This is a genomic window from Nocardiopsis synnemataformans, assembly GCF_965343085.1.
In the GTDB taxonomy this organism is placed as follows: domain Bacteria; phylum Actinomycetota; class Actinomycetes; order Streptosporangiales; family Streptosporangiaceae; genus Nocardiopsis; species Nocardiopsis alborubida.
Window position 1 is genome coordinate 1 of record NZ_CBDRFA010000141.1, and the last position, 6,427, is coordinate 6,427.

The 6,427-nt window shown below is 71.1% G+C and carries 6 protein-coding genes; 4 read left to right on the plus strand and 2 right to left on the minus strand.

What is annotated here, in order from left to right:
• Positions 1–54: 54 nt before the first annotated feature.
• Both sucC and icmB read right to left on the minus strand, forming a co-directional pair.
• The gene (gene sucC, locus ACSIH6_RS38845) at positions 55–1,236 is read right to left on the minus strand and encodes an ADP-forming succinate--CoA ligase subunit beta (protein WP_435113802.1); all 1,182 of its coding nucleotides are present in this window, start codon (positions 1,234–1,236) and stop codon (positions 55–57) included.
• Positions 1,237–1,648: 412 nt separating this feature from the next.
• The gene (icmB, locus tag ACSIH6_RS38850; RefSeq protein ID WP_017568668.1) at positions 1,649–2,059 is read right to left on the minus strand and encodes a coenzyme B12-dependent isobutyryl CoA mutase small subunit; all 411 of its coding nucleotides are present in this window, start codon (positions 2,057–2,059) and stop codon (positions 1,649–1,651) included.
• Positions 2,060–2,206: 147 nt separating this feature from the next.
• Here icmB and ACSIH6_RS38855 point away from each other — a divergent pair, with 147 nt between their 5' ends.
• The 4 genes from ACSIH6_RS38855 to ACSIH6_RS38870 all read left to right on the plus strand — a co-directional run bounded on the left by ACSIH6_RS38855 (position 2,207) and on the right by ACSIH6_RS38870 (position 6,375).
• Positions 2,207–2,647 (plus strand): hypothetical protein, encoded by a 441-nt coding sequence (locus tag ACSIH6_RS38855; RefSeq protein ID WP_435113804.1) that lies wholly within the window; start codon positions 2,207–2,209, stop codon positions 2,645–2,647.
• A gap of 168 nt (positions 2,648–2,815) precedes the next feature.
• Positions 2,816–4,492, plus strand: a complete 1,677-nt coding sequence (locus ACSIH6_RS38860) for an AlkA N-terminal domain-containing protein (RefSeq protein ID WP_435113808.1) — start codon at positions 2,816–2,818, stop codon at positions 4,490–4,492.
• Between the two features lie 50 nt (positions 4,493–4,542).
• A complete protein-coding gene (locus ACSIH6_RS38865; RefSeq protein WP_435113810.1) occupies positions 4,543–5,106 on the plus strand; it encodes a methylated-DNA--[protein]-cysteine S-methyltransferase in 564 nt (187 codons plus the stop codon).
• Positions 5,107–5,307: 201 nt separating this feature from the next.
• A complete protein-coding gene (locus tag ACSIH6_RS38870; RefSeq protein WP_435113806.1) occupies positions 5,308–6,375 on the plus strand; it encodes a M23 family metallopeptidase in 1,068 nt (355 codons plus the stop codon).
• Positions 6,376–6,427: the final 52 nt, after the last annotated feature.

A 6,427-nucleotide genomic window follows, 5' to 3' on the forward strand; every position in this document is an offset into this window, starting at 1 on the left:
GACGAGTACCTTGCTGTCCTTGTTAAGGAAGATAGCCATGGTGTGTTCCGTCCCCTACTTCGCCGCGAGCTCGGCGGCCTGAGCGGCGGCGCCGTCCATCGTGTCGACCTGTCGCACGGCCGGGTGGGCCCGCTTGGTCAGGATCTCGCGGCCCAGCTCGGCGTTGTTGCCGTCCAGACGGACGACCAGCGGCTTGCTGACGTCCTCGCCGCGGCTCTCGAGCAGCTCCAGGGCCTGGACGATGCCGTTGGCCACCGCGTCGCAGGCGGTGATGCCGCCGAAGACGTTGACGAACACGCTCTTGACCGAGGGGTCGCCCAGGATGATGTCCAGGCCGTTGGCCATGACCTCGGCCGAGGCGCCGCCGCCGATGTCCAGGAAGTTGGCGGGCTTGACGCCGTTGTGCGCCTCGCCGGCGTAGGCGACCACGTCCAGGGTGGACATGACCAGGCCCGCGCCGTTGCCGATGATGCCGACCTCGCCGTCGAGCTTGACGTAGTTGAGGCCCTTGGCCTTGGCGGCGACCTCCAGGGGGTCACCCTCCTCGGCGAAGGTGAGGCTCTCCAGGTCCTGGCGGAACTCGGCGTTCTCGTCCAGGGTGACCTTGCCGTCCAGGGCGACGACCCGGCCGTCCGAGGTCAGGATGAGCGGGTTCACCTCGACGAGGGTGGCGTCCTTGCCGACGAAGGCGTCCCACAGCTTGCTGATGACCTCGGCCGCGCCCTCGGCGGCGGCCTCGGGCAGCTTGCCCGCCTTGACGATCTCCGCCGCGATGCTGGCGGGGGCGCCGGTCAGGGCGTCGACCGCGAACTTGGCGACGGCGTCGGGGTTGGTCTCGGCGACCTCCTCGATGTCCATGCCGCCCTCGGCGGAGCAGATGGACAGGAAGGTGCGGTTCGCGCGGTCCAGCAGGAAGGAGAAGTAGTACTCCTCCGCGATGTCGGAGGCCTCCTCGACCAGGACACGGTGGACCGTGTGGCCCTTGATGTCCATGCCGAGGATCTGCTCGGCCTTGGCCTGGGCGTCCTCGGGGCCCTCGGCGACCTTGACGCCGCCGGCCTTGCCGCGACCACCGGTCTTGACCTGCGCCTTGACGACGACGCGGGGTTTGCCGGCGGCGGCGAACTCATCAGCGATGGCACGCGCCTCAGCGGCCGTGCTCGCCACCTTCCCCTGGGGTACGGGAACCCCGTACTCTGCGAAGAGTTGCTTCGCCTGGTATTCGAACAGGTCCACGAGGGTCCGTCCTTGTAACTCGCTGGCTCAGGATGTCTACCGGGGTGGCCTCGTCCGGATCGGCTGTGACCCGCTGACACGTGTCACACGGGGCGCACGAGGCACAGCCCCGCGGGCTGCGCCGCTTACAGAAGATCGAGATCGCCGCGGCGTTGCCACCCGCGACATGCGCAAAGCTTAGTCGCCTGAAATCCGGCCGACAGACACCGGGGCCCGGGTTGACCGGCTCCGGTCCGCCCCGAAAGCCGCTCAGGCGGCATCGCGGAAGCCCCCGCGTGGGAAAATATGTGACCAGGGACACGACATAACACCATGGGGGCGCTTTTCGCCCGGGTACGGCCCCTGAACAGGTGCGACCAACATCACCCGGGAGGGGCGGGGTCGAGCGGAACTCCGGTGGCGCGGGGAGCGGTCAGGCGGCGTGCGCCGGACGGACGTTCTCCCGCACCCAGTCGGCGATCTCCGAGGTCGGAGCGCCCGGAGTGAAGATCTTGGCGACGCCCAGGCGTTCGAGTTCGGCGATGTCGGCGTCGGGGATGATCCCGCCGCCGAACACCCGGATGTCCTCGGCGCCGTTCTCCTTGAGCAGCTCCAGGACCCGGGAGAACATGGTCATGTGGGCGCCGGAGAGCACGGACAGACCGATGGCGTCGGCGTCCTCCTGGAGCGCGGCCGCCACGATCATCTCGGGCGTCTGGCGCAGGCCCGTGTAGATGACCTCGACACCGGCGTCACGCAGCACACGGGCCACGATCTTGACACCGCGGTCGTGCCCGTCCAGCCCCGGTTTCGCTACGACGATCCGTGCTGCGCCCTCGGCCATGGCAAACCCCTCACGAATGTTCCCCCCGGCCGCCCGGCCCTCCTTGTGGGAGGCCCCCGGGTGCGCGGGGACGAGACGATGAACTCGCATGAAGCGTAACGCAGGTCACTGTCGGGTGGCGGGCGCGGGGACGGGTATCGTCCGAACATGGGAGACGATGTCACCGAATTCGACCAGACCAGCACAGAGGACCTGCGGGACCGCGCAGTCGAACTGGCGCGGCAGCGGTGGGACCTGCGCTTCTTCTGGCGGCTCCTCGGACTGATCCCGGCCGCCGAGGCGGCGGCGGGCAACGAGGAGGCCAGTGAGGCGAGCCTCGCCCAGCTGTCCGGTTTCGTGTACGAGGCGCTGTCCGCCGAGGCCGACCCGGAGGTCCAGGAGGCGCTGCGCCCGGTGTACGTGCAGTACCTCCTCGACCACGGTGAGACCGCGGAGGACGTGCCCGGGGACGAGGACGCGGGAGCCACCGGGGTCCGCGGCGGCACGAACGGCCCCACCAGCGGCGCGGAAGGCCCCGTGCGCGGCACGGACGACCCCGGAGACTCCCCCGCACCCGGGACGCGTGACGACCGCGGCGGAGCCCTCTGAGCCCCTCGTAGGCGGTGGCCCTCCGGGCCGCGAATTGCTCCGGACCGTCCGGCCCGGGGCCCGCCAGGCTCTTCGACGCCGATGGGCGCCGGAGTTCCGGAGGCCCTCGCCTCGATGTCCGAAAACCGCCAGCTTCGGTGTGCCGCGTCGGCGAACATGGATGGCGTGATGGACGACGACCAGCGCTACCGCGCCGTACACAGCAGGGACGCCCGCTTCGACGGCGTCTTCTACACAGCCGTGCGCACCACCGGCATCTACTGCCGTCCGAGCTGCCCTGCCGTCACTCCGAAACGGGTCAACGTCCGTTTCTTCCCGACCGCCGCGGCCGCCCAGGAGTCGGGCTTCCGCGCCTGCAAGCGGTGCCGTCCCGACCTGACCCCCGGTTCGCCGGAGTGGAACCTGCGGGCCGACGTGGTGGGCCGCGCGATGCGCCTCATCCAGGACGGCGCCGTGGACCGGGGCGGCGTCAGCGCTCTGGCCTCGGCGGTCGGCTACAGCGAGCGCCAGCTCAACCGGCTGCTGTCGGCGGAGGTGGGCGCGGGGCCGCTGGCCCTGGCCCGGACCGAGCGCGCGCAGACGGCCCGGGTGCTGGTGGAGACCACGGACATGCCGATGGCGGACGTCGCCTTCGCAGCGGGGTTCGCGAGCGTGCGCCAGTTCAACGAGACGATGCGCGCGGTGTTCGACCGCTCCCCCACCGAGATGCGGACCGTGGGGAGCGGGCGTGCGTCGGCTTCCGGGGGCTCGCGAGCGGCGAGTGCCCGCCCAGCGGGCACCGAACCGGGGACGGTGACGCTGCGGCTGCCCTACCGGGAGCCGATCGACCTGGCCCAGATGCTGAGGTTCCTCGGAGACCGGGCGGTGCCGGGGGTGGAGGAGTACCGGGACGGGGTCTACCGCAGGACGCTGATGCTGGCGCACGGTCCCGCGGTGGTGGAGCTGTCCGAGGGGTCCGGGACCGGCAGGGCGGGCAGATCTCGCCGTGCCGGTGCGGCGGGGAGCGCTCACTCGGCGGGCGGCGGGGTGTCCGCGGGCGGTGGGGGGCACGTGCTGTGCCGTCTGCGGCTGTCGGAGGCGCGCGACCTGACCAGCGCGGTGCGCAGGTGCCGCAGGCTGCTCGACCTGGACGCCGACCCGCGGGCGGTGGCCGAGGCTCTGGGCGGCGACCCGCTCCTGGGGCCGATGGTGGCCGCCCACCCGGGGCTGCGCTCTCCGGGGCACGTGGACCCGGCCGAGCTGGCGGTCCGGGCGGTCCTCGGTCAGCAGGTGTCGGTGCGCGCGGCCCGCACGCTGGCGGGGCGGCTGGTGGAACGGTTCGGCGAACCGCTCGCTCCGGGTCTGGAAGCACCGGGCGGAGGACTCACCCACGTGTTCCCCTCTCCTGACGTGCTCGCCGCCGCCGACCCGGCTGGCTTCTCCATCCCGGTCGCGCGGGGACGCGCCCTGGCGGGACTGTGCGAGGCGATCGCCTCGGGGTGGATCGACCTGGGGCCGGGGTGCGACCGGGACGAGGTCGAACGGCGTCTGGTGGAGCTGCGCGGCATCGGCCCGTGGACCGCCGGTTATGTGCGCATGCGGGGTCTGGGTGATCCGGACGTGTTCCTGCACGGCGACCTGGGCGTCCGGATGGCGTTGGAGGCCGCGGGCAGGCGTGCGACCCCCGCGGCCGCCGCGCGGGAGGCCCGGACGTGGAGCCCGTGGCGGTCCTACGCCAACCATGCGTTGTGGGCGTCGTTGGCGGACCGTGAGCGGGAGAGCGGGACCGTCCGGGGAGACGTGGTCGCGCGGAAAAGCGTGCGGGGTGGCTCGAAGGAACGTCAGGAACGGAAGGAATCGGCATGAGCACGCAGCAGGCACAGGCAGTCGGAGAGCCGTGGCAGGAAGAGCAGGGCATGCTCGCGTTCGATGTGGAGCCGAAGGCGCCCCCGAGGGTGGCGACGGTGGAGTTCCGCGTTCCCCTGCCCGGACCGACGCGGTACACGACGATGGAATCGCCCGTGGGCGCACTGACCCTGTTCGGTGACGGTGCGGCCCTGGGCGGCGTGCTCACCCCCGCCAAGGACGGGAAGACTCGGGTGGTCCCGCAGGACTGGGTGGCCGACCGGAAGTCGTTCGCCGACGCCGAGGAGCAGCTGAAGGCGTACTTCGCGGGCGAACTGCGCGAGTTCGCCCTGCCGCTGGCCCCCGCGGGGACCGAATGGCAGCTGAAGGTGTGGGCGGCACTGACGACCATCCCGTTCGGCGAGACCGCGAGCTACGGCCAGCTGGCGGAGGAACTGGGGAGGCCGACCGCCTCCCGAGCGGTGGGCATGGCCAACGGCCGCAACCCGATCAGCATCATCGTGCCGTGCCACCGGGTGATCGGTGCGAACGGTTCCCTGACCGGGTACGCGGGCGGTCTGGAGCGCAAGGAGTTCCTCCTGGGTCTGGAGGGCAGGGTCGCGAGTATCCGCTGACCTGGCAGGAAGACCACAGGCCCCGTTCCCGAGTGTGGGAGCGGGGCCTTCCTCTGCGGGCGGCCCTTGCTGGCGGCATTGCGTGAAGCGCCGCCCTTACACCCCTTGTCGGGGCACGGACTCGTCATTACCCTTCGGTAACTGTGCGCTCACACCCCTGTGCGCACGGTCCCGATGGCTCCGCCCCCACAAGGAGAAGAGTTGCCACCCCCTGCCACCCCCTTCCTCCGTGCCCTGGTCTCCAGAACCCGCTCCCTGGGTGTCACCGCCGTAGCCGTCACGGCCTCGGCCGTCCTGGCCGTCACCGCCTCCACAGCCCACGCCCAACCGAGCCCGGCGGGAACCCCGCTCGCCTCGGCTGACAACGTCGAGATCACCGTCGACGGCGGCACCGCCGAAACCCTGCCGGGCGGGTCGGCGGCCGCTCCCGCCGAGGACGTCCTGGCCGAATCGGTGGTCGCCGACGTCCTCCAAACACGGAACTCGACCCTCAGCGCACTCTCCCGCCAGGAGCGCGACGTGCGGGTCGACGTCCGCGAGGCCGCCGACGGCTCGGCGTTCGGCGTCGTCATCGTGACCGCGCCCATGAACGTCGACGAGAGCCCCCACGCCTGGCTGTTCGCCGCCGACTACGAGGGCTCCGCATGGACGGTGGGGTTGGAGGGAACCGAGGAGTTCTCCTCGATCCTGGCCGACTCCGCACTGCTGGAGGAGGAGGAACGGGAGACCGTCGCCGCCTCGACGGACCCCTCCGGCGTCTCCACGAGCAGCTACACCGGTGTTGGACTGCCGTTCGCCATCGGCTCGTCGATGGTCATGACGGGAGGACCGCACGGCAACAGCGGAGGCCGTCCCTACAGTTCGGTGGACTTCGCCGGCGGCAGCGGCCAGGCCCGCGCGGCCCGGGGCGGCTACGCCTACAGCCTGTGTACCGGCTGGACGCGGGTGATCCACGACAACGGGTACTCCACGGACTACTACCACCTGGAGAACTACCAGTGGCTGCCCGGCAACAACGTCGGGGTCGGCCACTACCTGGGCACCCAGGGCAACAGTCTCTGCGCCGGCGGTTCGACGACCGGTGCGCACATCCACTTCTCACTGCGGGGGTACAGCGACCCCAACGCCGCCGGGTGGTACGTCGCCCTGCACGGCAGGACCCTGGGCGGCTGGACCTTCGTGGAGGGCGGCGCCTACGGCGGCTACGCCTACCGCAACGGTGTCGGAACCGTCTACCCGGGCAACTGGATGTACAACTACGGGTTCTAGGCGCCTGCTGATTTCACAAGTGCACATGTGAGCTCACGAAAAAGGGGGGTGG

Excerpts from the sequence above, each read along its gene's own strand:
- ACSIH6_RS38860 (WP_435113808.1), top strand. The coding sequence starts at position 2,816 with ATGGACGACGACCAGCGCTACCGCGCCGTACACAGCAGGGACGCCCGC.
- icmB (WP_017568668.1), bottom strand. The coding sequence starts at position 2,059 with ATGGCCGAGGGCGCAGCACGGATCGTCGTAGCGAAACCGGGGCTGGAC.
- ACSIH6_RS38855 (WP_435113804.1), top strand. The coding sequence starts at position 2,207 with ATGGGAGACGATGTCACCGAATTCGACCAGACCAGCACAGAGGACCTG.
- ACSIH6_RS38865 (WP_435113810.1), top strand. The coding sequence starts at position 4,543 with ATGCTCGCGTTCGATGTGGAGCCGAAGGCGCCCCCGAGGGTGGCGACG.